Origin of the sequence: Arthrobacter sp. Leaf234 (assembly GCF_001422665.1) — a bacterium.
GTDB lineage: Bacteria > Actinomycetota > Actinomycetes > Actinomycetales > Micrococcaceae > Arthrobacter_D.
In genome coordinates this window covers 20,834-43,411 of record NZ_LMLU01000002.1, presented here as the reverse complement: position 1 = coordinate 43,411, position 22,578 = coordinate 20,834, and the positions used below count along the sequence as shown (strand labels likewise).

At 62.4% G+C, this 22,578-nt stretch carries 23 protein-coding genes; 10 read left to right on the top strand and 13 right to left on the bottom strand.

The annotated features are described in order from the left end of the window. The first annotated feature begins 302 nt into the window (after window positions 1-302). The 4 genes from ASF21_RS07820 to ASF21_RS07805 all read left to right on the top strand — a co-directional run bounded on the left by ASF21_RS07820 (window position 303) and on the right by ASF21_RS07805 (window position 3,574). Window positions 303-914, top strand: a complete 612-nt coding sequence (locus tag ASF21_RS07820; RefSeq protein ID WP_235498718.1) for a hypothetical protein — start codon at window positions 303-305, stop codon at window positions 912-914. 434 nt (window positions 915-1,348) lie between these two features. Next, on the top strand, window positions 1,349-2,944 hold the full coding sequence (locus ASF21_RS07815; protein WP_055769424.1) for a PepSY-associated TM helix domain-containing protein: 1,596 nt from the start codon (window positions 1,349-1,351) through the stop codon (window positions 2,942-2,944). Window positions 2,945-3,060: 116 nt separating this feature from the next. Next, complete coding sequence (locus tag ASF21_RS07810) at window positions 3,061-3,372, top strand: ArsR/SmtB family transcription factor (RefSeq protein WP_055769421.1); 312 nt, start codon at window positions 3,061-3,063, stop codon at window positions 3,370-3,372. A gap of 46 nt (window positions 3,373-3,418) precedes the next feature. Then, a complete protein-coding gene (locus ASF21_RS07805; RefSeq protein ID WP_055769419.1) occupies window positions 3,419-3,574 on the top strand; it encodes a hypothetical protein in 156 nt (51 codons plus the stop codon). A 235-nt stretch (window positions 3,575-3,809) separates the two neighbouring features. Here the strand turns inward: ASF21_RS07805 and ASF21_RS07800 are convergent, their stop codons facing one another. The 4 genes from ASF21_RS07800 to ASF21_RS07785 are packed head-to-tail and all read right to left on the bottom strand — an operon-like array spanning window position 3,810 to window position 5,953. Further along, window positions 3,810-4,118 (bottom strand): hypothetical protein, encoded by a 309-nt coding sequence (locus tag ASF21_RS07800; RefSeq protein ID WP_157365810.1) that lies wholly within the window; start codon window positions 4,116-4,118, stop codon window positions 3,810-3,812. 19 nt (window positions 4,119-4,137) lie between these two features. Further along, window positions 4,138-4,260, bottom strand: a complete 123-nt coding sequence (ykgO, locus tag ASF21_RS16430) for a type B 50S ribosomal protein L36 (protein WP_082471366.1) — start codon at window positions 4,258-4,260, stop codon at window positions 4,138-4,140. 28 nt (window positions 4,261-4,288) lie between these two features. Then, the gene (locus tag ASF21_RS17285; RefSeq protein WP_082471365.1) at window positions 4,289-5,545 is read right to left on the bottom strand and encodes a GTP-binding protein; all 1,257 of its coding nucleotides are present in this window, start codon (window positions 5,543-5,545) and stop codon (window positions 4,289-4,291) included. A 60-nt stretch (window positions 5,546-5,605) separates the two neighbouring features. Then, the gene (locus ASF21_RS07785; RefSeq protein ID WP_055769413.1) at window positions 5,606-5,953 is read right to left on the bottom strand and encodes an ABC transporter ATP-binding protein; all 348 of its coding nucleotides are present in this window, start codon (window positions 5,951-5,953) and stop codon (window positions 5,606-5,608) included. A 734-nt stretch (window positions 5,954-6,687) separates the two neighbouring features. Between ASF21_RS07785 and ASF21_RS07780 the strand changes: the two genes are divergently transcribed. Together ASF21_RS07780 and ASF21_RS07775 are read left to right on the top strand one after the other, a co-directional pair. After that, window positions 6,688-7,713: a hypothetical protein gene (locus ASF21_RS07780; RefSeq protein ID WP_157365809.1), complete on the top strand. Its 1,026-nt coding sequence runs from the start codon at window positions 6,688-6,690 to the stop codon at window positions 7,711-7,713. 17 nt (window positions 7,714-7,730) lie between these two features. Then, window positions 7,731-8,159, top strand: coding sequence for a hypothetical protein (locus tag ASF21_RS07775; protein ID WP_055769409.1), 429 nt, complete (start codon window positions 7,731-7,733; stop codon window positions 8,157-8,159). A gap of 69 nt (window positions 8,160-8,228) precedes the next feature. On the opposite strand, the gene istB is transcribed toward ASF21_RS07775, so the two are convergent. The 8 genes from istB to ASF21_RS07735 form a co-directional block, all read right to left on the bottom strand. Then, window positions 8,229-9,065 (bottom strand): IS21-like element helper ATPase IstB, encoded by an 837-nt coding sequence (gene istB, locus ASF21_RS07770; protein WP_055769407.1) that lies wholly within the window; start codon window positions 9,063-9,065, stop codon window positions 8,229-8,231. 20 nt (window positions 9,066-9,085) lie between these two features. Beyond that, window positions 9,086-10,804 carry an IS21 family transposase gene (gene istA, locus ASF21_RS07765; protein ID WP_055769405.1) on the bottom strand — a complete coding sequence of 573 codons (1,719 nt, stop codon included), beginning with the start codon at window positions 10,802-10,804 and terminating at the stop codon, window positions 9,086-9,088. Between the two features lie 694 nt (window positions 10,805-11,498). After that, window positions 11,499-12,830, bottom strand: a complete 1,332-nt coding sequence (locus ASF21_RS07760) for a DUF2254 domain-containing protein (RefSeq protein ID WP_157365808.1) — start codon at window positions 12,828-12,830, stop codon at window positions 11,499-11,501. A 73-nt stretch (window positions 12,831-12,903) separates the two neighbouring features. Next, a complete protein-coding gene (locus ASF21_RS17280; RefSeq protein WP_235498717.1) occupies window positions 12,904-13,464 on the bottom strand; it encodes a hypothetical protein in 561 nt (186 codons plus the stop codon). 74 nt (window positions 13,465-13,538) lie between these two features. After that, a complete protein-coding gene (locus ASF21_RS07750) occupies window positions 13,539-13,874 on the bottom strand; it encodes a hypothetical protein (protein ID WP_055769402.1) in 336 nt (111 codons plus the stop codon). A 379-nt stretch (window positions 13,875-14,253) separates the two neighbouring features. After that, window positions 14,254-14,595, bottom strand: coding sequence for a hypothetical protein (locus tag ASF21_RS07745; protein WP_157365806.1), 342 nt, complete (start codon window positions 14,593-14,595; stop codon window positions 14,254-14,256). Next, window positions 14,582-15,265: a hypothetical protein gene (locus tag ASF21_RS07740; RefSeq protein ID WP_157365805.1), complete on the bottom strand. Its 684-nt coding sequence runs from the start codon at window positions 15,263-15,265 to the stop codon at window positions 14,582-14,584. The genes ASF21_RS07745 and ASF21_RS07740 overlap by 14 nt, the downstream gene beginning before the upstream one ends. 295 nt (window positions 15,266-15,560) lie before the next feature. Beyond that, the gene (locus ASF21_RS07735; RefSeq protein WP_157365804.1) at window positions 15,561-16,109 is read right to left on the bottom strand and encodes a hypothetical protein; all 549 of its coding nucleotides are present in this window, start codon (window positions 16,107-16,109) and stop codon (window positions 15,561-15,563) included. Between the two features lie 391 nt (window positions 16,110-16,500). Here ASF21_RS07735 and ASF21_RS07730 point away from each other — a divergent pair, with 391 nt between their 5' ends. Together ASF21_RS07730 and ASF21_RS07725 are read left to right on the top strand one after the other, a co-directional pair. Beyond that, a complete protein-coding gene (locus tag ASF21_RS07730; RefSeq protein ID WP_157365803.1) occupies window positions 16,501-17,076 on the top strand; it encodes a hypothetical protein in 576 nt (191 codons plus the stop codon). 215 nt (window positions 17,077-17,291) lie between these two features. Beyond that, window positions 17,292-17,618, top strand: a complete 327-nt coding sequence (locus ASF21_RS07725) for a hypothetical protein (RefSeq protein ID WP_157365802.1) — start codon at window positions 17,292-17,294, stop codon at window positions 17,616-17,618. A 14-nt stretch (window positions 17,619-17,632) separates the two neighbouring features. On the opposite strand, the gene ASF21_RS16420 is transcribed toward ASF21_RS07725, so the two are convergent. Continuing rightward, the gene (locus ASF21_RS16420) at window positions 17,633-18,112 is read right to left on the bottom strand and encodes a MarR family winged helix-turn-helix transcriptional regulator (protein ID WP_157365801.1); all 480 of its coding nucleotides are present in this window, start codon (window positions 18,110-18,112) and stop codon (window positions 17,633-17,635) included. 688 nt (window positions 18,113-18,800) lie between these two features. Here ASF21_RS16420 and ASF21_RS16415 point away from each other — a divergent pair. Both ASF21_RS16415 and ASF21_RS07720 read left to right on the top strand, forming a co-directional pair. After that, entirely contained in the window at window positions 18,801-19,199 is a 399-nt protein-coding gene (locus ASF21_RS16415; RefSeq protein WP_082471364.1) for a DUF1622 domain-containing protein, read from the top strand. A 542-nt stretch (window positions 19,200-19,741) separates the two neighbouring features. Next, window positions 19,742-21,940 (top strand): transglycosylase domain-containing protein, encoded by a 2,199-nt coding sequence (locus ASF21_RS07720; protein WP_055769390.1) that lies wholly within the window; start codon window positions 19,742-19,744, stop codon window positions 21,938-21,940. Window positions 21,941-22,578 lie beyond the last annotated feature (638 nt).

Here is a 22,578-nt window from a genome sequence, read left to right as displayed (position 1 = left end):
GACCGGTACCACCGGTGTCATCGACGTGGAGGTTGGTGTTCTTGAACAGACCATGATGCGCGACGATCTCCGCCATAGGGGTAACTCCTTCTGATGCTGCACTGATACTTCACTGAAGCTTCTCTGTCGGTGACGCGCCATGGGCGCGTCTTTCCACCTGAGATATTCGTCAGCATGCTGTCTTTCGGATGGGTGCCGGTTCACGGTGACTTGTCACGGGATCGGCGCTTCGGTGGTTCTACGCTGCGTAGTGGCGGTTACGATGACCGGCAGGGAGGGTTATGTCTGGGGACAGTGGTGTGATGCCCGCGGCTCGTCTTATGCGCGGGATGGCGTGCGCTGCTTTTGCGACGTTCCTGGCCGGTGCGTCGCATGCTGTTGCCGGCGGCACGGTGCCTCTTCCTGCGATCCTCCTGGCATTACCGCTCGCTTCTTTGCTGTGTGTGATGCTCGCCGGACAGCGCCTGTCCCCGCTCCGGGTCGTCATGGGTGTGAGCGCCAGCCAGATCATCTTTCACTTCCTCTTCGCCTTTTTCGCCCTGGTGCCGTCGGCCCCTGCAGCGCTGACCGGTCACCAGCATGACGGTGCGTTCACCGCTTCGCCCCTGCCGGTGACACCGGCCACAAGCAGTTACATGAGTGCGATGGACATGAGCATGGTGTGCTCGCACCTTGTCGCTGGCGTCGTCACCATAGTTCTGGTGCGTCATGGGGAGCAGCTGTGGTGGTCCCTCATCGGCATCCTCGCCGCGGCCGTGACCCACATCGTGCGTCTGGTGCGGCTCTGTCCCGTCTCCCGTCAGATGCGTCGGGCCGTGGACGCACATGCGCCCTTCGGGCTGTACGAGTTGTTGCACAGCGACGCGCGCTTGCAGCTACGCGGCCCGCCCGCACCGCACCTGTCCTCCTCCTGAACCACACGGCCGGTACGAGCTTCATCAAGCCCCTCGCTTCACCGGCAGACGCCAGCACCACTGCTACGCCAGCTCATGATGGAGCGCAGGACGGGTTCACCCAGCCTGCCGGCCATTCCCGCAGCAGGCTTTTCCTCGGGTGCCGTCCGGTTCAGGTTTCCACCGTCTCCACCGCTGCCCCGACATGCCCTGCCCTGACTCTTTCCCTGACTCCTTCTCGGCGGAAATTGCACCGCTGCGATCACCGACGGTGTCGCCGGCAGCGGCGGGTCCGTCAGGATCGGACAGAGCCTCCTCCGGCGAACCCACTGACACGGATCCCGCTTTTGTTTCATCGCCGGCTTTCGGTGCGTCGCCAAGCGCTCCCCGCAGACATTCCCTTCATTCTTCCTCCGACCCTGCTAATGCAGGGCTTTCCTGAGAGAACCTCCTCCATGACAGCTACATCCGTGCACGCTCCGCCCCCACCGCCAGCGCCATCATCGACGCCGTCCACCGCCAAACCGTGGCTCACAGCGCTTGCTCTGCGCATCCATTTCTACGCAGCGATCTTCGTGGGTCCATTCCTACTCATCGCAGCCCTCAGCGGTGCGGACTACGCCCTGACACCCCAGGTCGAGAAGTTCGTGTACGCGGACGAGCTCACCGCATCGCAGGGTCCCGCTGTCCTCCTCGAGCAGCAGATCCAGGCAGCCCAAAACCACCTGGGCACAAATGATCTGCCCGCCGCTGTGCGGCCGGGATCAGAGGGGGAAACCACGCGGGTGATGTTCGCCGACCCCGCCCTGGGCGAATCCGAAACCCGGGCGATCTTCGTCGACCCCGCCACCGCGCAAGTTACCGGTGACCTCACCGCCTACGGGACCAGCGGATCCCTGGGCGTTCACACGTGGGTGGGACAGCTGCACCGCAACCTCCATCTCGGCGAGGTCGGGCGCCTCTACAGCGAACTCGCAGCCTCCTGGCTGGGCGTCATCGCCCTGGCCGGCCTAGTCCTCTGGGTTCAGCGCATCCGAAAAACCCGCAAAGCCCGCGGATCGCTCTACCTCGACCGCCAGGCAACGGGCCGACGGAAACTCCTGTCCCTTCACTCCGCTGCCGGTATCTGGCTGGCACTAGGCTTCTTCTTCCTCTCCGCAACAGGCCTGACATGGTCCGCCTACGCGGGTGCGAACGTCACCGAACTACGGTCCGCCATCGGCTGGTCCACACCCTCCATCAGCACCGACCTCGGAACAGCCACTGGCGGCAGCCCCACTGCAGGGGAGCATGCCGAACACGAAGGGAACGGGCAGGACGTCGTCGCCGGACCCACCGCCGAAGGCGAGACCGGGACGGCCCCGGCCGAGGGACACGAGGGCCACGGGGGCGCCGCGGTTCCCGCCGCCGGCTCCGGAGCCACCGCCGAGGGCTTCGATGGCGCACTCGGTGCGGCACGGGACACCGGTCTCACCGCCGGACTCATCGAGGTTAAACCGCCAGTATCCGACGGCGTAGCCTGGACCGTCACGGAGATCGATCGATCCTGGCCCACCCAGGTCGACGCAGTCGCTGTCGACCCGTACTCGTTCGCCGTGATCGACAAGGCGTCGTTCGACGACTACCCGTTCGCCGCGAAACTCGCCCGCTGGGGCATCGACGCACACATGGGCGTTCTCTTCGGGCTGGCCAACCAGGTCGTCCTGGCCGTCATCGCGATCGGTCTCGCCGCGATGATCGTCTGGGGGTACCTCATGTGGATCCGACGCCGCCCTACCCGCGCCAACACCCGGACAACCGCCGGCACCGGTGCCGGCACCACGGCTTACGTCGGTCGGCCGCCGCGGCGGGGAGTCCTCGACGCCGTGCCGCTGTGGATCATCGCCGTCGGCACGGTGATCGTCTTCCTCGTCGGTTTCTTCGCCCCACTACTGGGCATCAGCCTCCTGGCGTTCCTGGCCGTCGACGCCCTGATCGGGCATCGACAGCGCAAGCACCGCGGGACTGCTCCCGGTGAGCGATCGCACCAGGAGCAGCCCACGACTGCTTGATGATGGGCGACGGCCGCGGGGAGCGACGACCGCGGCCGTCTCGCCTTTGATTCATCGGATCTGGGATCGATGCCTGCGACTTGCATCAACGCATGCATACGTGTTTATGTATTTGTATGACGGATGACGCTCAGCTCGAACAGGTCGCGGAGCTGTTCAAGGCGCTTAGCACGGTGTCCCGGCTGAGGATCCTGACGTCCCTCGCCGGTGGTGAGGGGTCCGTGGGCTCCCTCGTCCTGTCGACAGGGCTGTCCCAGCCTTTGGTGTCGCAGCACCTTCGGGTGCTGCGCAGCATGAACCTTGTCACCGTCAGCAGGTCAGGACGTGAAGCGATCTACGCCCTGACCGACGAGCACGTAGCCCACGTCATCGATGATGCGATCGCCCATACGGTCGAGGCTTCACCGACGACGAATCATAGCCACTAGGCAGCGCCATCAATTGTGCGGGCACACCCGCATCAAGGAGACCAGCATGAGCACCGAGATCAAGGCCGAGCACACCCTCGACGAGCACCAGCACGGCACCGCCGACTGCACGCACGAAACCGTGCAGCACGGCGACCACACCGACTACCTCCACGACGGTCACCGCCACGCAGCCCACGGCGACCACTACGACGAGCACTAACACCCGCACGACGATAATCACGAGGATGCCCTCCATCGACCTAGATTGACCTAAATCAGGCCGGTCCTGGCCGGTTCGTACCGATCGCGGCAGGCCCGCGTGGCCGTCGTGCTGAAGACCCTCATAACCACGGAGCTGGAAGGGTCTTCCCACATAGGAACAGCACCAGCCCAGACGGGCTGGTGCTGTTCCTGCGTGCCCGGAGGGTCAGTAATCCGAGCTTTGACCAGATCCTTCAGTGCATGGCTGATGGTGATGTGGCCAGACGGATGGGTAGCCCGGATCCGATGATTGCCCGGTTGAGGTCTTGAGGGAGCCTGCTGGTCCGCCCGGAAACGGGTTGCCAGTGCTCGACCCACTGGGCAAGCGCCTGGAGGTGTCCGCGCTGGTCGAGTCCGCCCAACCAGACGGACGGACCCAGCGCGGCACACCGGTGACCGGCGCAGAGGGCGACGACGACCCCCGCCGTCTGGGTGGCAGAATCCCTCTTGTCGTCGGTGGCGGCGCTGCTCTCCTCGCCCTTCTTCGTTGCGCCCTGTTTCATCGCGCCCTGCTTCATTGCGTTATCCCTGACGAGCCTTCATCCGTGGATTCTTTTTGTTGATGACGAACGTCTTGCCGCGGCGCCGGACGATCTGCGCGCCGGGGACCTTCTTCAACGCGCGCAGGGAGTTACGAACCTTCATGATGCTCCTTCTCTAGGTGAGGGTGGTGCTACTGATACTCGGTGCCGGATGGGGTGCTGGGGCTGGTCGCATGGTGCTTGGACATGGTGCGCAGTTCCCGATCAGTCAGGGCACAGGCGTCGAGCAGATTAGTGATGTCGGCGTCGTCAATGTCGTCACCGGTGAGCGCAATATGCGTGCCACGGCACCACTGGCCCTGATGCGCTTCGTCGCGCCAGGTTCCGCCGTTGACCAGAGCGATCCGCGGGCCAACCCCATGCAGGGCGATCCGGGTATCGGGCATACCGGCGATCCACACGCTTCCGCGGACAAAGCAGCACCCCTGCGAGATCGCGCCGAGGGCGGTACGGAAGCGGTCAGGATGCAGAGGCCGGTCGATGCGATGTTCGAAGGTCCTGAACAGCACTGGGGTCTGGGTGGGTAGACGAGGCATGAATTCCGGGGCCGGCACCGACGGCGCCGGCACCGCCGGTTGTATCTTCTGTGCCGGTTGCGCCGGTTGCGCCGGTTGCGCCGGTTGCGCCGGTTGCGCCGGTTGCGCCGGTTGCGCCGGTTGCGCCGGTTGCGCCGGTTGCGCCGGTGGTGTTGATGCTGATCGTGGTGGTACCAAGATTGTTCCGGGAAGGCTTCGTGCTCTGGCCGCCGCGTCATCGTGGAAACCGAGGTCGGTAATGCTGACCGTTGCGAAGGCAGGGACCAGGCGTGCGTGGGGGGCGAGCTCACCGATGAGTTGGATACCGCGAACCACCAGGTCAGGATCCGGTGGCAGGAGGTTGCTGGTAGCAGCCAGAACCGTATCTGCGAAGAGAAACTCTCCGACCAGGAATTCTCCCGGTGTTCGATCGTCTTCCGGGACGGCCGTGTAGCCGGACTCGAACAGGGTGTGGTGATCCCACAGCTGGTCCTCCACATCATCAGGGCATGCAGCCAGTGCGACCGCGTCGATGACGAAAGCCCGCGGCGCGACAGTGTTCAGCCCATCGATCGCAGCCTCAGCCGTCGTACCGGGAGGCAACCCCACGATCGCCCGAGTCGCTCCGGTCGCCGCGAGACGCAGCAGCGTCGGGGCGAGATCCAGCCGGACCATGCAACTCAGACACCCGTGCTCGAGCACCTGTGACTGGCGCTCCACGAGGTGCTCATCCTGATGGACGCGTCGCGTCACCACGCCCCCATCGAGCAGGTCATGCAGAACGACCGGAACCCCTGGCAGGGCTTCAGCCAGAGATGACGCTGCACTATTGCGGCTGAGCGCATCCAAAGAGGTGATGACGACGAGGTGCATCACTCCACTATATGAGAATCGTTCTCATATAGGAACCACGTCCATCAGTGCGGCCTGTGCCTATGTGGCGGCTTCGTCCGTTTCTGCCGGATAGGAGAGCGCTGGCACTGCTGACATCACAGACACACCGGCCACGCTGGAACTGGAGGAGATGCCGGAAATGGAGGGGGTGGGGCAGATGCGGCCGGCGTCGAGGGTGATGAGGCGGTCGGCTGCGGCGAGGGTCGTGTCGTCATGGGAGACGCAGATGACGGTCGCCCCCCTGGCCCGTTCCGCGATCAGAACCTCTGCCACGAGTGCCCGGGTGGCAGCATCAAGACCCGTGGTGGGCTCGTCGAGCAGGACGATGTCCGCGCGCTGGAGCCACTCGGCCGAACGCTCCCCTGGCGCACTGCTACTACTCGGCATCTAAGAGGCTCCATCGGCTGAGGCTAAGTCCGCGAAGTTGATTCGAGCCAGCTGTCCCTAAGCCGGTCGATGAGTTCAGTCGGTCGTTACAACATCACCCTCGCCGACGAGATGGTCTACATGCCCTCCTGCATGAGCGGTCCGGAGGCTCCACATGACGTTCGTAAGCGGGTGGTTCTCCGTACCTTCTGACACTCCTTACCCCGATCAGTACCGCCGGACCGGCGAAGGGGCGTTTGCCCGGGACGATGAAGACGGGCGCACAGGTACGGCTGATCCGGTCGATCGACCGCCGAGACGCGTCTCGAAAAGCTAAAGGTTGGCGAGACAATCGGTCGCGACCGGCCCCTGTGCGCGACCGTTTAGGTGCTTTATCCGGAGCGAAAACATGTAGTTCGGGTTGCTCGAGTAACGCGACAATCGGTGAGCGCGCCTCCTGACCAGATGTGCACGGCACAAGCTTCCTAAGCTCCGCTGCTTGTCCCGCACACACCTGGACAGCAGGAACCGAAGGGTCCGCCTGAACACACCCACCACTGAGAATGTCAACCTGAGCGGAGACCACTTCCGCAGCCTGACTTGAGCCCACCACCGCTCTCACGACGACTCACCAGTGGACTAACCGCAGTTTCACTTGAGCCCACCCCACCGTTGACAAGGGGTGGACGCTCTTGGGTTGCGTTGTTACATTGAGCGCATCAACCCAATGGCGGGTTGCTATATATGGGGGAAAAATGAATAGAACGAAGAAATTTCTGGTGTCTGCTGCGGCCCTTGGCTTTGTGGCCGCGACCATCTCACCCGCTGCGGCCGCCGATGATGGACCTGATGTCCTCGATGCACTACAAACGGTCGATGCCATTCAGGGAAAGCCAGCCACCATGGACGTGCTGAGCGAAGTCGCGCAGGTATCTGCGTTCGATGACGCGAATCTGAATGCGACAACCGAAGTAGGCGACGTCACGGTCACGGTGCCCAGTTCGACCGCCGATGACCTGGGGCTCAAATCAACCTCAGGTCGAAGTGTCCAGGTGTCGCTGCCATTCCCCGACACAGCTGCCCCCGCCGAAGAGGTAGCTGATGGAATCGTTGAATACGACAACGAGAACGGGTCATCGACCGTACCGATCCTCAAGGAAGATGGATCGGTTCAGGTAACAACGATCATCGATGGGCCGTCGGCCCCCTCCACCTACGCCTATGAATTCGACCTCGCCGACGGCCAATACCTCGAACTACAGGACAACGGTTCGGTCGCCATCTTCAACGCTGATCGGTCATTTGGAGGCGGTATAGCAGCGGCTTGGGCGACTGATGCCGCGGGCGCGTCGGTCCAGACCAGCTACTCGATCAGCGGCAGCACCCTGACGCAGACCGTCCTTCACAGTGAGCAGGACTCGTATCCGGTTGTTGCCGACCCTTGGCTCGGCGTTGACCTCATCAGCTACCACCGCTGGCCCACTACGCAAAGCATCTCCGTGCACGTGACACCCTGGATGGGAACGGTTTCCTCAGGAGTAGCCGGGTCCGCAGGATGGGATGAGCTGAAGACGAAGGTGCGGGCGGGCGGCGTCGGCCGCTACAACGAGCTGATGCGCACAACGTACTACGACCAGTGGTCCTGCCACTCTGTCGGCAAAGTAGCAATCTTTGCTGGCCAGGTAACCGGGATGGACAAGAACTCCAGCTGGGACCTCGAGGGTACCCGGGCCCCGAACGGCAACTTCGCGACGTGGGTCAGCAGAAGGTGCAACTGGTAAATATGAAGGAGCCAAGCATGCTGGAGCACAAAGAATCTCTGCGCGTCGCACTGATCGGAGCGGCGGTCGTTGCGGCTTCGTTCGTGGTTTTGCGGGTGACAGGAGTGCTTACTGCGCAGGAAGTCTTTCAGCCCGCAGGCGCTCCGAGCGGCGCGCAGATCCTCTACTGGGTGGTGATGCTCTCGTTCGCCGGGTTCATCCTCCTACTTAGCTGGCGGCTGGGCACGAGATGGGCTTCACGGCGGGGTGCCGCCGCGCTCATCGGCACAATGGCCGCAGGGGTACACGTGCTGACTTGGTGCGCAATCGGGATACTCGTCGGAGTCGAGTCAGCCACAGGGAGTATGAGCGAGTTTGCGTGGATAGCTAACTTGCTGGTGCTCGCGGTGTCCGCCTTGGTTGTCGTTGGGGCGCTCATCAGCATCCTCCGGTCGTCCGCAGTCTGACCCCAGCTGTTGCCGGTACCTCACTTGAGGTGCCGGCAACAGCTGTTTAAGTCGCCGGAACGATCACCTTTAGATCAAGGCCCGGTCGTCTGCGAGGTACTGGTGGCGGCTTTGGGCGAGGCGGTAAGAGTCGGTGCCTGTTTCGATGATGGTTCCTTTGAAGGTGAACCTGTCGACGATCGCGGCGCAGAGACGCGGGTCGGTGAAGGTTCGGGTCCAGCCTGAGAAGGACTCGTTAGTCGCGATCGCGACAGAGGCTTTCTCCTCGCGTTCGGTGAGTACCTGGAAGAGAAGCTCGGCGCCCCTCTTATCCAACTCCATATAGCCGAGCTCGTCGATGCAGAGCAGGTCGACCCGCCCGTAGCGGGCGATGGTACGAGCGAGGACCTTGTCGTCTTCGGCCTCGACCAGTTCGTTTACGAGCCGAGTGGCGAGCGTGTATTTCACCCGGTATCCCTTCTCAGCGGCCGCCGTACCCAGGCCGATGAGGAGGTGGGATTTGCCGGTGCCCGAATCCCCGATGAGGCAGAGGGGTTGTCCTTTTCGGATCCAGTCCCCGGTGGCGAGGGTGTTGATGGTGGCCTGGTTGATGTTGGGGTTCGCCTCATAGTCAAAGTCCCCCAACCACTTGTCGCGGGGAAAGTTCGCTGACTTCACCCGTCGTACTGATGAGCGTCGGTCCCGGTCATCGCACTCCGCCAGTAGCAGCTCGGCGAGGAACCCCTGGTAGGAGAGCTGTTCCTTGTCGGCAACGGTGAGCGCTTCACCGAGGACGGCGCGGATGGTGGGCAGGCGTAGCCGGCGGCACGCCTGATCGACGGCGGCGATCGCTGCTTCCTCGGTCAACCCGCGGCGGCGGCGCAAGGTCGATGACACGGTGATCGGGTTGGTGTTGGCGGGGCTCATGAGATGTTCTCTCTCGTCTGTCAGATTGTGGTGCCGGTTCGCTGCTGGTCAGTACTCGGGTTGGAGGACGGACTGCGGGTCGGATCAGGGACGCGTCGGGTCAGGAGCTCGTCGTAGCTCGCGACAGAAGGCAGCGGACGGGTGTCTGGTGGCAGGCCGGCGATGACAGCGGCTGGGTCTGTGAGTCTGCGTTGGGTGAGGCTGACAACCCGCCGTTCACCGGCAGTACGAAGCGCAACGAGGGCCGGTTTTTCCTGCGCTGTCATGGGTTGCGAGCGTTCTACGGTGAGTCGTTCGGCGGCGGCGCGGCGTGCTTCAACAGCGACGACGTCGGCGGTGACTGCTCCGACCGTGAGAGCCGCTTCTATGCCGGCGCTGACGTCCGCGGCCGCCATCGACCGGTGCAACAGAAGCACATCGATCAGTTCCCGGGTGGCCTGTGTATCTCCGTCGGTGCGGCCGGCCGCTGCCCAGAACGCATCATGGGCAGAAGTGAACTTTCCTGAGGCGCGTGCCTGAGCGAGAGCGGTCGACCCCGGGAAAGCCCCCGGCTTGTGATGAAGGACCTCGAGATAGTGATCGAGGTCGACGCAACTGCCGTCGCGCGCCGTGATCCTCGCATGCCTGGCGACCAGGGTCCGTCCGTCGAAGACCAGAATCTCCGACGCGCGTAGGGACACCCTGACGGCCCTACCGATGAAACGTACCGGGACCGAGTACTTCACCATCCCGACTCGGATCAGTGACGACCGGTCCACCCTCGGAGTGAGGACCACCCCGGGGTCGAAGACCTCAGTCGGCAGCGGGTTGAGGAGGGCTCGTTCGTGCGCGTAATCGGCGCCAATGGTGGTCAGTTTCCCGCTGATGCGACGCCTATCGTCTTCCTCGTCCCAGACGATGATGCGCGCGTTGAGCTCCGCGAGGGAGTCGACAACGGGCACAGGGGTCAGTCGGTTCCTGCGGAAGCGGCCGATCTCGCCTTCGATGCCGCCCTTCTCGTGGGCGCCTTTAACGCCGGGCTGGCAGTAGAACGCGTCGAACCCGCAATGAGAGCGGAACAGAACCCACCGGTCGTTCTCCACCCGTTCACGTGACGTGCCGAGGACCTGTTTCACCGCGGCCGTCAGATTGTCGTACCTCACGTGGCCGGTGGGCACGCCGCCGATCGTCGCGAATGCCTCGAGGTGCCCCTCCAGGAAAGCTTCCTGGCCCTGGGTCGGATAGACCCGGTGCACGGCTTTGCCTGAGTAGGACAGACGGAACGCGAAGATATAGCACTTCGTGCGAACCCCGGGCAGGTCCACCCACACTTCGCCGAAGTCGACCTCGGCCTCAGCTCCGGGAGGGTGCTCCTGCGGAATGAAGACATCCGCGGTGGACGCGCCGGCTTCCCGCTCGAGTTCGGGGCGTCGTTTCTTGACGTACTGGCGGACCGTTGAATACGACAGCTTGCCGCCGTGCTCGTCGACCAACCGATCATGGATCCGCTGGGCGGTATGACGCTGCTTCCGCGGCGCGCTGAGATCCTCGCGCAGCATTGAGTCGATTAGAGGCTTGAATCGCCCGAGCTGAGGAGCATTCCGGACTGGGGGTTTACGCCGTGGAGGTTCCGCTGACGCCAGCGCCTGGCGGACCGTCCGCCGCGCGACTCGGTACTTCCTGGCTAGGAACCGTATTGAGTCGCCGTTGACCCTAGCGTCTCTGCGGATCTGCTCGAATAACTCCACCTTCGACTCCATCGCTGCCTTCCACCGTCGGAAAAACACACTGATGGTGTCAACGTTGGGGTGGGCTCAAGTGAAACTGCGGTTAGTCCACTGGTGAGTCGTCGTGAGAGGGGTGGTGGGCTCAAGTCAGGCTGCGGAAGTGGTCTCCGCTCAAGCTCCCATAATCACACCACCTCGCCGACACGGAATAGCTCACCTCGAGCGGGCGGTGGGCGTGCACAGCCTCGTACCAGCGTGGTCGCGCACAGCAGGAGCTGGTTTGGCTTAGGCCGCTAGGACGAGGAGTAGCACTAGAGCCACGAGGGTCAGGGTCAGCCGTAGCCGTGGTGTTGATCATCCACCTGTGGGCAGGTGGAGCCCGAAGGGTGGAGCTCAAAGCCGCCCACCTGTGTTTGAGCCATGGGTGACGGGCGGACTCGTTAGTCTCTCCCCAGTGGCCGGCTGCTTGACCGCTGAGGAGAGTCCCACGTCCGTGCACGAGGCTCGTCGGTGTGTCCGGCTGAGTCCACGACACGGAGTCGGGACACTGCAGGGTGCGCTCAGTATGGGCGCCTGCTCGTCACGATGTCCTATCGCTGGGGTCAAGATTGGTCGGTGATTTTTCACAGCGCTTCGGACAGACAGGGCACTGGGGACGAGATGGCCCGATTGTGCGTGCTCGGTGAAAACCCTGCCATGGGATGTGACTCGTTCCGTCAGGTCAGACTCACAGTTCGTTCTCGAGATGCAGTAACTCGTTGTGCAGCCGCGCGCGAATGTCGGAGTCCAGGGGGCTGGCGTCGATCGCGGAACGCATACGGCGGATGTGTGATTGGACGGGCCCGCGGGCGGCGGATGATTCAGGTGCAGTGTGCGCGGTCATGGCTATTTCGTGGAGCATCGCTAGGGTGCGGCGCGCAGCTCTCGGGTCGGTGAACGCGTAGGTCAGCAGTTGGTCGACAGCGAGCTCGAGCAGTTGGGTGAAGGTCGGGTAGGTGAGGGTGAGCCGCGCGGATCCGTCGGAATCGTGCAGGGTTCGAGGTCCGGTGGGACGGCTAACGAGGGTACACAGGACTGCGGAGATGTGGCTGATTGCGTGCACGGCGGTCGTGGGGTCGTTTACCCCGGGAGACAGGGCCTTGTTCGCGACGTCGAGGAGTTGTTGCAGTCCGAAGCCCGCGTCTTGGGTTGAGGTGCGTTCGAATCCTGTATGCAGGGCGCTGTCGAGGTGCTTTTCCAGGTCGCTCAACCGATCCCCTTCCAAGATCGCATCGGTGAGCGACCATGCTCGGGCGACCGGGATGCCGCTGATCACGGATGTTCCTGGTGCGACGTCAATGCTGACGAAGGCTTCTGCCCGGGTTGCTGCTGCAACGGCCTTGTCGGGGTCGACCCGGATCAGGAAACCAGAGGACCGCGTCGTGATCACCGCGGCCGGCGCTGGTGGGACGCAGGTTTCTTCTCTGGACGGTTGATCGGGTGGGAAGACCTTGTCGAGGGTTTGGTCGGCTTCGTGGTGCACGTCCCGGAGCATGGTTTCGACGCGGATTTGTCGGGAGAGGTGAGCGAGGAAGAGAACGAGGCCGATGACGCTGGTGATCGTGAGCACGAATGCGGCTGTGACGGCGAGTTCGGGAACGAACGCGGGACCGGAACTGGTCTCGACGCGAATGCTGCGCAGTACGGTCAGAGCGAAGACGAAGGTTGCCAGGAACAGGGCGAGGGTGTTGTGGACGAACCGGTCCCTGGTGAACGTCCGGAGCAGGCGTGGGGAGAATTGGCTGCTGGCCAGTTGCAGGGTGACGACGGTCAGGGAGAACGTCAGGGACGTGACTGTGACCATCGAACTCGCGATCGTTTCCAGCAGTGAGCGTGCCGCTTCAGGGCCGCCGCTGAACAAGACACCCGTCAGCCAGGCCGGCAGGTCATCGTCGAGCCTGCGGTCAACGACCGGGAGGAACTGCCCCAAAAGGATGGCCGCAAGAACAGCCGCGAGAGGTACCGGCCAGAGCTGGCTGCGGAGGGAATCACGCATCACCGCTGAGTCGAATGCGGCCATCACTGCTCACCTATCCGTCGTGTCGTCCAACATGAGTGCCACGCCTCGTGCTGGGCGGTGTTGTGGTGTTCGCCTACTCGGGCAGGTAGGGCTTGTAGGGGTCGAGTGTCCCGTCCAGCACAGGAATGTTCAGTGTCGTGGATTCAGCCGGGGTGCTCAGGGAGATCTCCGTCAGGGCGCCGGGCGGTTCCTCTACAGAGCTAAAGATCTGCTCATTGGTGTCCAGCGGGTACTGGCCGTCCGCCGGCACTGTCACCGCGATCTGATCGTCCGGGTCGCTGATCATGACTTCGACCGGGGCCGAAGTGTCGTTGACGAGGGTTCCCAGGAGTCGGCCGGGCTCTCCTTCCTCTGCCGATACCAGGAGCATGCTGCGCAGCTCCACGACGCCGACCTGCCCATCCTCCCCGTTAGCGATGGCGTCCATGGATTCTTCCGGGCCGCTGCACCCAGTCACGGTCAGAGCGGTCAAAAGCGCCAGCGTGAACGATCCCCGCATCAGGGTCCGGCGATGCGCTCGGGGGTGCACTACATCGGGTTCAGCTCGAGCTGAAGCCTCATCCACGACATCGCGTGCGCTCTTATGTGAGGTCTTGTGTGAGGGCTGTGTGGTGTGGGGTGTGCTGCGGTGCATGGCGGACTCCTTGGTTCCGGACCAGAGGGTTCTGGCGCCGGGTGCTTGCTCATCAGTCAGTGGTCGGTCACGTGTCACTCGTCAATGTCGGAGGTGTAGTGCACGTACCCTCCGATGGGCCCTTCGTAGACCGGTATCAGGACATCCTCCTGTTCACCCGGGATGCTGAGGACCATTGTTGCCTCTTCACCGATTTTTGCGTCGAGGGTGGCGAAAAGGGTTGGGTTGTCGGTGAAGCTGAAGGATTGTCCTGCTGAGATCGCTACTGTCGCTCTGTCGTCGGAATCGCTGACGGTGACCTCCAGGGATGCGTCCGATGTGTTGGCCAGGGCTCCTAGCAGGCGTGCAGGTTCTCCCGTGCCGTCGGTGACCAGTTTCAGGTCGGCGCCCTGGACCTCGCCGATGCTCATATCCTGTCCGGGCCCGAGCTCGATGCGTGACCCTGGCATCCACGAGCATCCCTCGAGAATGACTGCAGCGCTGGCCGCGACGAGGAGCAGCCCTAGCAGAAGGGGTAAGCGTTGTAGAGGTCGCCGAGGTTGTCGAGGGGAACCTTGAACCGCCATACCGTCCTGCTCCTTTCATTGTGCTGCTCCAGCTCGCCCCGCCAGGGTGGTGCCGTGATGCCTTCATTCCTGCTGACGGCGATTGCCCGGTAGCGCCGCTCGAGGGGCACTACCGGGCTTGACCGCTGGGTTCCGTCCAACTGAGTTTTGTGCAGCTGCGTGCTTTTGTCTGTTTCGGTGGTTCAGGCCAATCGGATTTAGGTAGGCCAGTCAGCCGGGTAGGTCAGGCCGTTGGTGTTGTGGTGGGAGTTTTGAGGAACACGCTGTCGCCGGTGACGCGGTTGATCGCTTCGGCTGACTCGTACTGATGGTTCCCAATGCCGGGGCCATTGATTTCCACGTATCCCAGGCGGAGTAACCGGTTCTTGCGTTCCTCGGGGAGGCTGGGGGATCCGTCGACGGCAGACATGAGAGCTCCGATGAGTCCGCCGGTTTGATCCGGTTGCTGTCCTTGGGCGGTGATGGCCTCAGGGTCGCCCATCTTGACGCGGGCGACTGTGCCGATCCTGGCACCGGATGAGTTGAAGACGTCCATGCCTTCACGTACGTATTCAATGGGTTTCATGATGATCCTTTCTCTGATCAGAGTAGTGATCGGTGTCGTGCTTGGGGTTGTCGCTGTTGGTGCTCTTGGTGTTGGCGGGGGCTCTCGTGCTCCAGCGGGCCAGGGCTACGCCTGCGATGACAGCGCCGAGACCGCCGACGGCCAGGTCTGAGAGGGTGTCGTTGTAGCCGACATGGATGCGATCGGTGATGTACCGGTTTCCGGCCCATTCCAAGAACTCCCAGAACACGGCTGCTGTCATGCCAAGTGCTGTGGTGAGGACGATGACCGAGCGGGCAGGGAAGGCCTGCTTGGTGGCGGTCGGGGTGATGCTCGTGCGGGCCATGATCAGGTAGAGGACCGCGGCCGATGATCCTGCTGTCACGAAATGCACGGCGAGGTCCCACCAGGAAATTGCCCGGTACAGGCCGGCGATGCCGCTCCACGCTGCGATGAGGATCGTGATGCAGAACGCTGCATCGAACGGGCCTGCCAGCCGGCAGAGCCGCGGGATCATCAACCCAATGGTCACGACGATCAACCCCAGTACCGCTGGCAGGTCGAACCACACTGCCGCTACGACGATGCTCACCACGGATAACAGGCGCACCCCGTCAGCGATTCGGTGCTGGACGAGGTGTCGACGACGACCCACGATGAGATCCGGAAGGGGATCTGACGTGGTGTTCATGGTGTTGTCTTGTGCAGTGGTTCTAGGCATGACCGTTGGCTTTCCGTAGGTACCGGGCAGGTGGCGTCCAACCGTCCGCTGTCGGATGCCACCCACCCGGGGTCAGGGGGCCAGCACGTACACCAGCAACGAAGCCAATAGCGGAACTAGCATGGAAGTTGATACAGACGCCGGCTGCGATGCCCGGCAGGGAACCGGGGCAGGGTCAGCGTCGAGAAGGCCGCCAATCCTGGCAGTGATCGGTCGCCACGTTCCAACGATCGATCAACGACGGACAAGTATCTGCTGTCAGCTGTCAGCTGTCAGCGTCGAGGGAGGTGTCGACACTGGTGGCTTCGATATAGGGCTCGCCGTCCCAGTCCTCGAAGGCCGCGTCGTCGAGGTCGACGCCCATCTCCTCCTCGACGGTTGGCAGGTCGAAGGCTTCCTGCACGGTGCCGGTGACACCGACCGTCAGTCCGGCTGTCACCTCAGGCAGCTCGGTGTCATGCAGGACCAGCAAGGCGTCGACAGTCGTGTCATCGGTTCCGGCGATGGTGAACGACATCGGACTGAGGATCTCATTCACATCCGCTGAGACTGTGACTTCCTCACCGACATAGGTGTCGACGTCGTCGTAGAAGCCCTGGTCATAGACCCCGTCGTACGGGCCGGCGTCGGCCTCGTCGACAACCGGCTCTTCCTCGACGATGTCCTCGACGTCAGCACCCTCCTCCGTGCCGGAGGTGCTGTTGCACCCGACCAGACCAAATGCGGCCATGGGTGCAAGGGACAGCGCTGCGAGCCTCTTCTTCCAGAGGTGATCGCCTGCTGATGTTGCTTTCACAAGAGTGGAATTTGCCATGGTGTCCACGTTCCTTTCGGTTCGGGACCGGGGCGCAAGTCCGGCCCTTCTATCGGTTGGGTTGTGCTGCGCCTGCACCGACCGTAAGCAGGCCGCCGAAGAGGAATCAACAGCCGTTGCGGCTCCGTTACCCGATTCCCAGCAAACCTTTGCGTAACCGCAACTGTCCCGTTATCTCGCGGATCTTGAAGGTGAAAACTGAACATTCGCGGGTCATACTGGGGCTATGTCCACTCCAGCCTTCGACCACACATCACCCCACCGATCAGCGCAGCGGCCGCCTCATCAGTCCATGAATGACACCTCTGCCGGTCCTGCGGACGCGGCAGGACCTGGCATCCCGCACAGTACAGCTACTGGGCGACCGGCCGCGCAGGAAGGACAGGGCCACATGCAGACCGACGCAACAAATCAACCCGGCCAGCCAGGCCGTCCGGGTAAAAGGCGTGAGCGGTGGAAGGCACCTGTGCTGATCGTGATCGGAGTAGCTCTCAGCGCTGTCCTGGCTGCCGTGAACGGGTTGCAGCTGGCGTCCCTGCAAAGGGCGCTCGGCGGGTTGGCCCTGCCGGAATCCCAGCTCGGCGGTTACGACACCGGCTACATCGAACTCATACGCGGGCGTATGACCGATGAGCTCCTCGAGAGGTACGGGGCAACACACTACCTCTGGGATCTGCTGTTTCCACTCGTCTTCGCCGCGATGATCCTCACCCTGGTCCGCTACATCTGCAAGGGACGAACAATCGCCTGGCTGCTCATGGTGCCCCCGATCCTGTTCGCCGCCGTCGACATCGCGGAGAACCTCACCCTAGAAGCTCTCGTCAACGGCCCGGACGTGCTCTCCAGCGAGGTCGCCATGGCCTCCACTCTCACTGTTGTGAAAACAGTCCTGCTTGTCGCGAGTATTGCCGCGGCGCTGGGAGCGCTGCTGGTCCGACCCCGCACTCCAGTCGACCCGAGCACCTGATCCCCCCACAACACCCAAGGAGTAGAACCCCCATGCACTCCTCACGTAGGCAACCCATGCCCACGCGTCCACCCCGGGCGCTTCTCGCTCGGATGCCCTCGCCCCGGGCCTTGGCTCTACCCGCCGTCCTCGGTCTCACCCTGACCGCGTGCAGTACTGGGTATGCGGACCCGAAAGGAGCTGAGCTCGCCGGGACCGACGGCCAGGTCCAGCAGGTGGAGATCGCGGACCTCAGGCTCACTACCTTCGCTGAAGGTGAGCCCGCACAGTTCCTCGGTGTTCTCGCCAACCAAAGCGCGGCACCATTGGAGATGACCTTCAGCGACGATGACGACGAAACGTCAGTGACGATCCCCGCGAACAGCACACTGGATTTACGGACAACAGCAACCGTGTTTGAAACTGCGGACGTCCAGCCTGGAACGATCATGACCGTCATGATCAGGGTCGCCTCCGACGAGGAAGCCGTCGAGTTACCCGTGGTCGATGGGACTGTGGACCAGTATGGGGACATCGTTCCCAATGACGCCGAAGACCGGTAGCAGCAATCAGGTGATCAGGGCACGATTCCCAGGGCTGCGGGCATTGCCTCTTCCGGGTCTTCGCCGGCGGCTAGTGCAAACGAACTCATCACCTGCTCCAGATAGTGCCGCTCTTCGGGTGTCATCCGGGAAAGGACCGTAGCCAAGGCTGCTCGGCGCCGTACCATCACCGTCGATACAAGATCCAGGCCCTGTTCCGTCAGGCGGAGTTGCAGGAAACGACGGTCCTGCGGGTTGTTGTCGCGGCGCATCAGTTTGGCCGCAACAAGCCGGTCACACAGGCGTGTGGCGTTCGATGGGTGAACGCCTAGGTCCTCAGCTACGGCTGTCAGTGTTTGTGGTCCGCGACTGGCGATCATGACGAGGACTCGTAGCTGGGATGGCGTGACAATGTTGTCGACCTCTGCCAACGATTTGGCGATGACCGAGAGCAATACCCGCGAAGCACGCATCATCGCGTCGATCTGAGAAGTTGAGACCGGATGTTCGTCCATGCTTCCCAGTATCCAACGGGCCCAGACACCGCCAAAATGCTTCCCCAGAGCCCGCGCTCATCTTGAATGGCAATGTCTCCGCACCCCTTTCCAGCTCTAACACACTGGTGGCCGCAGGCTGCTTCAAGACTCGAAGGCCGAAGACGGCAGAAGTGACCACCCACGCCGCCTGTTACGTCCCTACGAGTTCCGACGCACCGGTTCTCAGCCTCAGAAGGGATAATTGCGGTACAGCAAATGATTGGTTTAGCGTGGGATGGACGGGTTTCTTACGGGCACCGCTACCGGATCTGCGCGTATACGAGCGGGTGCAGGGCCTGACGGTCGATGTGTTGCCGGCACCTGGAGATCACGCTCGTCCTACGCTTCACTCATCCGATGTGGGGAGGTCCACATGATGCACACTCCGTTCGATTCGAAACAGCGTACGGAGGTCGTTGACTTGCAGTTGGCCGTCTTCGAAGTCGCAAAGACAGCCCGAGGCGAACCTGTTCATGAAGTGCGGCGGAAGTTGGCTGAGGCGATTATCGGAATGCGTGTCACCCCACCCAGTGGTCTATGGCTTGACGCCGCGGCCACCTCAGCCTCTCTCGGCTACCCGTACATCATCAGCAACGAGGCCCGATGGGGCGCCGAAGCAATCCTGCGGAAGCAGCCCCTGACTCCACGACCTGATAGCACGTAGCGCATGAGCTTCCAACACCTCATGGAATCAGTCGGGAAGACAGTTGACGCGGCAGGAGTCATCGCCATCGTCCTAGGCGCAGTCGTTGCAACCCTGATCGCCGCCGCAGCAATCCTCCGCCGTGAGGACGCAGATAGGACGTATCACACGTACCGGAAGCGCCTTGGACGATCAATCCTGCTCGGACTCGAGCTTCTCGTCGCAGCCGACATCATCCGCACGGTCGCCGTTACCCCGACCTTTGAGTCCGTCGGAGTTCTGGCCCTCATCGTGGTCATCCGTACCTTCCTCAGTTTCTCCCTTGAGCTCGAGATCACCGGACAACTGCCATGGCAAAAAACATCCACTCACCCTGATCACCGTCCTCACGGAACAGCCCGACAGCAACCAACACAGCCGTGATTCCCAACCCACTGCTGCTGGGAAACCCTCTCGAACACGACTCCTATAACCACGGCCAAAACCCCAAAACAGGTATCCGACGAGCGGACGCCGCCGGCCGGATGACGGCGGAGCCCGGTAGCGATGACGACATAGGCATCACTGACGGAGACCCGGAGTGCACCCGGGCGCTCTAACGGAACCTTCCCACACAACTCCCACGTATCAGCAGCTTCAATAAACCGCTGACAAGTGCGTCGAAACGATCGAGTCCAGCAAACAGACAGTTAGTGACGTTCACAACACTGCCCAGCGACAGTCGCGCAACGACGCACGCAAGGAGGTTACAGACGGGCAACAGGACTGTTTACGAGTTTGGGTAGACGTTCTGGTTGTACCTAACAGGGCCGCTGACGTGCTGCCCATGTGAAGCGAGTAAGCGATCAGAAGACAGTCAGTGTCTTCTCGATCAAGTTCTTTGAAGGAGACAACGAGATCTGCGATACAACACACCTGCACAAGGGCGAGCGACACGACGCCCGTCACTCCGAAAATCGAACCTGATGGAAAGGCAGCCTTTCCCCTGGTTCGGCTCGGGATCCATCATCGGTTCCGTTCTGGCGTTCCTGAGCATCAGCGCCCTGACGGGTGTGCTCGCCGCGGGCTTACTGGTGCCGGTGGCCGCCGTCGCGGGTACCGGAGCTTCTGCCTCGATCGACTTCTTCGAAGACCTGCCAGCCGAGTTGGAACGGGAAGCCCTCGCCCAGCCGACGACGATCCTGGCATCGGACGGGTCTTTGATTGCGACCCTCTACGAGGAGAACCGACAGCCGGTAACCCTCGATCAGGTATCTCAGGACATGCAGGATGCATTGATTGCCATCGAGGACTATCGCTTCTACGAGCACGGAGGCGTTGACCTCCGGGGCATCGCGGGCGCCATCGCCAGCAACCTCACGAGTGATTCGACCCGCGGGGCTTCGACTATCACGCAGCAGTTCGTGACGAATGTCCTCATCGATTCCGCTCTACGCGACGACAAGCAGGCCGTGTTCAGCGGCAGTAAAACGGTAGGTGACAAGCTCCGCGAAATGAAGTTGGCCATCACGGTTGAAAAAACCCTGAGCAAGGACGAGATACTCGCTGGGTATCTGAACATCGTCCCGTTCACCGGGACCATTTTTGGTGTCCAAGCCGCCGCCCGGTACTTCTTCAACGTCGATGCCAAAGACCTCACCATCGAGCAGGGCGCTCTGCTGGCCGGGTTGGTCAACGGTCCCACGTTCTACAACCCCATCGAGCACCCTGAACGCGCACTACAGCGCAGAAATCTCGTCGTCGACGCGATGCTCACCCACGGAAAGATCACCGACGAAGAGCACGACGCCGCGGTGACCACCGAACTCGGCCTGAACATCACGCCCACCCTCAACGGGTGCGCGGGCGCAGCACAAGCACCCTATTTCTGCGACTATGTCTCGCACCTGATCCTCAACGACCCTGCCTACGGCGAAACCAGGGAAGATCGCAAAGAGGTGCTCTACCGCTCCGGTTTGACCATCAAGACAACACTCGATTCCCGGGTGCAGAGTGCGGCGCAAACCGCCGTTGATGACACCGCTGACCCTGACACCACGAACGAGGCCGTGGGCCACTCCATGGTCAGCATTGAACCCGACACCGGCAATATCCTTTCGATGGCCCAGAACACCCGTTACCTACCAGGGGCCGCGCCGGGCAACTCCGTGCTGAACTTCAATGTTGACCTGCATCAGGCCGGCGACCAATCCAAGCCTCTCGGTGGCGTGGGTGGCTTTCAGCCCGGATCAACGTTCAAACCATTCGTCGTCGCCGCGTGGATCGAGGCCGGCGGTTCCCTGAACACCCCTATCGACGGTCGAAAACGCACCTACCCGGAGGGTGATGAATGGCCCGCGAGCTGCCTCCCCGGAGGTTCCTACACCGTACGGACACCTCAGGGGGAAGGGTACACGCCGCAGAACTACGGAGACACCAACTACGGCACCTACACAGTTCTCCGCGGACTCGCCCAGTCCTACAACACCATCACCATGGAAACAGCCCGGCAACTCGATATGTGCAGGATTTTCGACCTCGCCTACGAAATGGGCGTCCATGATGGCAAGAGCTCCAGCGGTTATCTCGAAAGGCTGGATGTCCTCGCGCCCGGCCTCATCGGAGGTGTCCAGGACGTCGCACCGCTATCCATGGCCACCGCCTACGCCGGTTTCGCCGCCGAAGGCAAAGTGTGTCAACCGCGTGCCCTCCTGAAGGTCACAGCAGCCGACGGCACCAACTACCCGGTTCCTACCACCGACTGCGACCAAGTCATCCCAAAGGGGATTGCTCGCGGGGTCAACTACGCAACCCAGGAAGTCATGAAAACAGGATCCGGCCGGCTACTCGACTACGGAAACATCCCGATGGCCGGCAAGACTGGAACCAATGACCGGCGATCACAGACTTGGTTCATCGGCTACAACTCCGGAATAGCCACCGCCAGTTGGATCGGGAACTGGAAAGAGGGCAACGGCTCCCTCAGTGGATTGAAAATCGGCGGCCAAACCTACCCGGAAGTCGACGGCTCCCTCATTGCAGCCCCTTCCTGGGCACACTTCATGCGCCAAATTCCCGGCATCCACCCCGCCGAACCGTTCGTCAACCCCACAAATACCATCCGAGACGGCACCAACCGACCCATAGACAAGGTCCCGAATAGCAATCCGAACGACCGACCATAGCAACTGCACCTACCACCGCCAGAACGTTCTCGGGTGTCTCGCAAACCTAAAGCTTTGCGAGACACTTGATCGAGCCGAGCGTCGCGCAACCACTCCCCCGTAACCACAGGCTTGCCCTTGTCTCGAAAACCTGTCTCGCTGTGTTTCGTCTCAAAAGTGCTCGCATTAGTGCTTTGAGAATCAGATTAGGGAGCGGCAGAACCAGCAGCTCGTCAAGATGTCGCAGATGAGTGGTGCAGAGTCCGTCGGAGCCGTTCGGTGCGTGTCGAGGGTTCGTGCGCCTCCTGACCACCTATGCACGGCACAAGCTCTCCACGCTTCGCTGCTTGTCCCGCACACACATGGACAGCAGGAACCCAAGGGCCCGCCTGCGCACACCCACCACCTCACCGACATGGAATAGCTCACCTCGAGCAAGCGGTGGGCGTGCACAGCCTCCTCCCAGCGTGGTCGCCCACAGCATGAGCTGGTCCGGATGAGGGCTGATGGTGGCAATGGAGACGCTCGAGGTGAGGTCAGCTGCCGCCGTGGCGTTGGTCATCCACCTGTAGGCGGGTGGAGCCCGAAGGGTGGAGCTCAAAGCCGTCCACCTGTGGGTGAGCCGCTACGTGATAGGCCCACGGAGAAGCCGTCCTCTG

Bases quoted from the DNA above. Each gene is read 5' to 3' on its own strand.
- ASF21_RS07775 (WP_055769409.1), top strand. From the start codon at position 7,731: ATGCTGGAGCACAAAGAATCTCTGCGCGTCGCACTGATCGGAGCGGCG.
- ASF21_RS07750 (WP_055769402.1), bottom strand. From the start codon at position 13,874: ATGAGCATCGGCGAGGTCCAGGGCGCCGACCTGAAACTGGTCACCGAC.
- ASF21_RS17280 (WP_235498717.1), bottom strand. From the start codon at position 13,464: ATGCACCGCAGCACACCCCACACCACACAGCCCTCACACAAGACCTCA.
- ASF21_RS07745 (WP_157365806.1), bottom strand. From the start codon at position 14,595: ATGAAACCCATTGAATACGTACGTGAAGGCATGGACGTCTTCAACTCA.
- ASF21_RS07735 (WP_157365804.1), bottom strand. From the start codon at position 16,109: ATGGCAAATTCCACTCTTGTGAAAGCAACATCAGCAGGCGATCACCTC.
- ASF21_RS07810 (WP_055769421.1), top strand. From the start codon at position 3,061: ATGACGGATGACGCTCAGCTCGAACAGGTCGCGGAGCTGTTCAAGGCG.
- ASF21_RS07815 (WP_055769424.1), top strand. From the start codon at position 1,349: ATGACAGCTACATCCGTGCACGCTCCGCCCCCACCGCCAGCGCCATCA.
- ASF21_RS07820 (WP_235498718.1), top strand. From the start codon at position 303: ATGCCCGCGGCTCGTCTTATGCGCGGGATGGCGTGCGCTGCTTTTGCG.
- ASF21_RS16415 (WP_082471364.1), top strand. From the start codon at position 18,801: ATGAGCTTCCAACACCTCATGGAATCAGTCGGGAAGACAGTTGACGCG.
- ASF21_RS07730 (WP_157365803.1), top strand. From the start codon at position 16,501: ATGCAGACCGACGCAACAAATCAACCCGGCCAGCCAGGCCGTCCGGGT.
- ASF21_RS07760 (WP_157365808.1), bottom strand. From the start codon at position 12,830: ATGGCCGCATTCGACTCAGCGGTGATGCGTGATTCCCTCCGCAGCCAG.
- ASF21_RS07800 (WP_157365810.1), bottom strand. From the start codon at position 4,118: ATGAAACAGGGCGCAACGAAGAAGGGCGAGGAGAGCAGCGCCGCCACC.
- ASF21_RS07785 (WP_055769413.1), bottom strand. From the start codon at position 5,953: ATGCCGAGTAGTAGCAGTGCGCCAGGGGAGCGTTCGGCCGAGTGGCTC.
- ASF21_RS07780 (WP_157365809.1), top strand. From the start codon at position 6,688: ATGAATAGAACGAAGAAATTTCTGGTGTCTGCTGCGGCCCTTGGCTTT.
- istB (WP_055769407.1), bottom strand. From the start codon at position 9,065: ATGAGCCCCGCCAACACCAACCCGATCACCGTGTCATCGACCTTGCGC.
- ASF21_RS07740 (WP_157365805.1), bottom strand. From the start codon at position 15,265: ATGAACACCACGTCAGATCCCCTTCCGGATCTCATCGTGGGTCGTCGT.
- istA (WP_055769405.1), bottom strand. From the start codon at position 10,804: ATGGAGTCGAAGGTGGAGTTATTCGAGCAGATCCGCAGAGACGCTAGG.
- ASF21_RS07805 (WP_055769419.1), top strand. From the start codon at position 3,419: ATGAGCACCGAGATCAAGGCCGAGCACACCCTCGACGAGCACCAGCAC.
- ASF21_RS16420 (WP_157365801.1), bottom strand. From the start codon at position 18,112: ATGGACGAACATCCGGTCTCAACTTCTCAGATCGACGCGATGATGCGT.
- ykgO (WP_082471366.1), bottom strand. From the start codon at position 4,260: ATGAAGGTTCGTAACTCCCTGCGCGCGTTGAAGAAGGTCCCCGGCGCG.
- ASF21_RS07720 (WP_055769390.1), top strand. From the start codon at position 19,742: ATGGAAAGGCAGCCTTTCCCCTGGTTCGGCTCGGGATCCATCATCGGT.
- ASF21_RS17285 (WP_082471365.1), bottom strand. From the start codon at position 5,545: ATGCACCTCGTCGTCATCACCTCTTTGGATGCGCTCAGCCGCAATAGT.